General features: G+C 71.9%; 4 protein-coding genes. 3 read left to right on the top strand and 1 reads right to left on the bottom strand.

The features are described 5' to 3' along the window. Positions 1-24 precede the first annotated feature (24 nt). Positions 25-1065 (top strand): aldo/keto reductase, encoded by a 1041-nt coding sequence (locus tag DBR36_RS13475; RefSeq protein WP_108320191.1) that lies wholly within the window; start codon positions 25-27, stop codon positions 1063-1065. Between the two features lie 101 nt (positions 1066-1166). Beyond that, positions 1167-1352: a hypothetical protein gene (locus DBR36_RS13470; RefSeq protein WP_108320189.1), complete on the top strand. Its 186-nt coding sequence runs from the start codon at positions 1167-1169 to the stop codon at positions 1350-1352. A gap of 45 nt (positions 1353-1397) precedes the next feature. Here DBR36_RS13470 and DBR36_RS13465 read toward each other — a convergent pair whose 3' ends face one another. After that, positions 1398-1877 (bottom strand): Lrp/AsnC family transcriptional regulator, encoded by a 480-nt coding sequence (locus DBR36_RS13465; protein ID WP_108320187.1) that lies wholly within the window; start codon positions 1875-1877, stop codon positions 1398-1400. 80 nt (positions 1878-1957) lie between these two features. Between DBR36_RS13465 and DBR36_RS13460 the strand changes: the two genes are divergently transcribed. Further along, the coding region (locus DBR36_RS13460; RefSeq protein ID WP_108320185.1) for a DMT family transporter at positions 1958-2769 on the top strand (812 nt) is incomplete at its 3' end.

Here is a 2769-nt window from a genome sequence, read left to right as displayed (position 1 = left end):
CCCTTCCCCGTTCCGAGGAGCACCATGCCCATCGCCGCCGATGACCCCCGCCTGATCGCCCCCTACGAGGCCGCGGCGACCCGCTACGACGACGTGCCCTTCCTGCGCGCCGGGGCCAGCGGCATCCCCCTCCCCCGCATCTCTCTGGGGCTGTGGCAGAACTTCGGTTCCGCGCGCCCGCTCGACGTCCAGCGCGAGATCCTGCGCCACGCCGTGGACCGCGGGATCGTGCACATCGACCTCGCCAACAACTACGGCCCGCCCTACGGCGCCGCCGAGACGACCTTCGGCACCGTGCTCGACAGCGACCTGCGTCGCTACCGCGACGAGCTGTTCCTCTCGACCAAGGCCGGCTACGACATGTGGCCCGGCCCCTACGGCGACGGCGGTTCGCGCAAGTACCTCGTGCGCTCGCTCGAGCAGAGCCTGACCCGCATGCGCACCGATTACGTGGATGTGTTCTACTCCCACCGCGTCGACACCGAGACGCCGATCGAAGAGACCGTCCACGCGCTCGCCGACATCGTGCGCAGCGGCAAGGCGCTGTACGCGGGGATCTCGAACTACCCCGCCGCCCTCACCCGGCGCGCGCACGAGCTGCTCGCCGCCGAGGGCGTGCGGCTGTTCGTGCACCAGCCGCGCTACTCGCTCTTCGACCGCACGCCCGAGGAGGACCTGTTCCCGACCCTGCGTGAACTCGCGGTCGGAAGCGCCGTCTTCTCTCCCCTGGCGCAGGGCCTTCTGACCGCGAAGTACCTCGACGGCACGGTGCCGGCCGACTCGCGCGCCGCGGACAGCCGCTTCCTGGACTCCTCGGCCCTGACCGACGACTACCTCGAGCGCATCCGCGGCATCGACGGCGTGGCGCGTGAGGCCGGCCTGTCGATCCCCCAGCTCGCCGTCGCGTGGGTGCTGCGCGACCCGGTGGTCACAACGGCGATCATCGGGGCCTCGCGCACGAGCCAGATCGACGACGCGGTGGCCGCGAGCACGACCACGCTGAGCGACGACGTCCTCTCGGCGCTCGAGCCGTTCGCGGCCGGGGTCGGCGAGCGCATCGCCTGACCGGGGTACGCAGCACACCCGCGGTGCCGGCGCAAGCGTCGAGCCATCGGGCGGTCGATCGCGTGTGATGGAACTTCGCACACGCGATCGAAGGAGGCGTCATGGGTGTCGGACGATGGATCGGAACGGGCGCGGTCGGACTCGCGGGAGCGATCCTCGCGCGCACGGCGATCGGGCGCGCGGCTGCCGCCGGAACGGTCGCCTACCGGGTCTGGAAGGACCCGAAGGTGCAGAAGATCCGCCGCAAGGTGCAGGCGAAGCTGCTCAAGCAGCGCCAGGCGCGCTGAGAGATGGTCGCCGGGCGCGGGATGCGTCCCGGCCCGGCGACGACCTCACCCGGCGGTACCGGTCCCGAGCGGCAGCGGTGAGACCGGCTTGGTCACCGCGAACGCGAACGTCGTGTCGATCGACGACAACGACGGGATCGCGCGGAGGTGCTCGCGCAGGAGCTTCTCGTACTCCTCGAAGCTCGGGGTGACGATGCGGACCAGGTAGTCCCAGTCCCCCGCGAGCAAGTGCGCCTCGACGATGTGCGGGATCGCCCGCAGGCGCTGCTCGACGGCATCCACCGTCGACCCCTCGTGCGAGGCGAGTCGCAGGCGGACGAAGGCCGTGATGGTCAGGTCGACGGCCTTGGGCGAGACGACGGCGCGGTAGCCCTCGATGATGCCCGCTTGCTCGAGCTGCCGCACGCGGCGCAGGCACGGCGACGGCGACAGGCCCACGCGATCGGCGAGCTCCTGATTGGTGAGGCGTCCGTCCTGCTGCAGCTCGCGCAGGATGAGCTGATCGATGCGGTCGAGCGACGTCATAGGGCAGATTCTGCCAATATCTGCGCTGCTACGGCAATGTTCGCAATCGCCTGCGCGCCGACCATTTCTACGCTCGGCTCGTGACCGTCTTCCCCCTGCCGCGGACCGTCGCGCCCGCGCGCGGCGCGCTCACCGGCATCGCGGCCCTGGCGGCGGTCATCTGCCTGTGGTCGTCCTTCGCTCTGTCCACCCGTGCGCTCGAAAGCACGGGAATGACCGTGGCGGATGCCGCGATCGTCCGCTTCGGCGTGCCCGCGCTGCTGCTGATCCCGTGGATGCCGCGCACCCTGCGCCGCCTCCGCGGCGAGCGGCGGGGGGCCCTCGCCCTCGTCCTGCTGGCGGGTCTGCCCCACTTCCTGCTGTTCGCCGGAGGTGCGCACCTCACCTCGGCCGCGCTGACGGGGCTGCTCGTGCCGGGGACCGTCCCCGTGTTCGTCACCCTGCTGCTCGTGGCCCGCCATCGTCGCGCGCCCTCGCGGCGCCGGCTGACGGCGCTGGGCCTCATCGTGGCGGGGGTCGCCGCCAGCGCCGTCCTCACCGGCGGGTCGGGTGGACCCGGCGGGATCGCCGTGCTGCTCGCCGCCGGCTTCGTGTGGGCCGCCTACACACTGGGGCTCGCCCGCACCAGCCTGGACCCCGTCGGCGTCATCGCGATCGTCTCGCTGAGCTCGCTGATCGCAGCGCTCGTCCTCGCCGCCACCGGCGCGATGCCCTCGCACCTCTTCACGGGCGGGATCGACCCGGGCGCGTGGGGCGCCTACGCGCTCGTGCAGGGCGTGGGCACCGGACTGCTCTCGACCGCCTGCTACGTGGTCGCCGTGAAGCACCTAGGCAGCAGCATCCCCGCCGCCGCCGGAGCGCTCAGCCCGGTCCTCACAGCGCTCCTCGCGGT

It is taken from the genome of Microbacterium sp. HMWF026 (genome assembly GCF_003061325.1).
GTDB lineage: Bacteria > Actinomycetota > Actinomycetes > Actinomycetales > Microbacteriaceae > Microbacterium > Microbacterium testaceum_E.
This window is presented reverse-complemented; position numbering and strand designations above follow the sequence as displayed.

Excerpts from the sequence above, each read along its gene's own strand:
- DBR36_RS13475 (WP_108320191.1), top strand. The coding sequence starts at position 25 with ATGCCCATCGCCGCCGATGACCCCCGCCTGATCGCCCCCTACGAGGCC.
- DBR36_RS13465 (WP_108320187.1), bottom strand. The coding sequence starts at position 1,877 with ATGACGTCGCTCGACCGCATCGATCAGCTCATCCTGCGCGAGCTGCAG.
- DBR36_RS13470 (WP_108320189.1), top strand. The coding sequence starts at position 1,167 with ATGGGTGTCGGACGATGGATCGGAACGGGCGCGGTCGGACTCGCGGGA.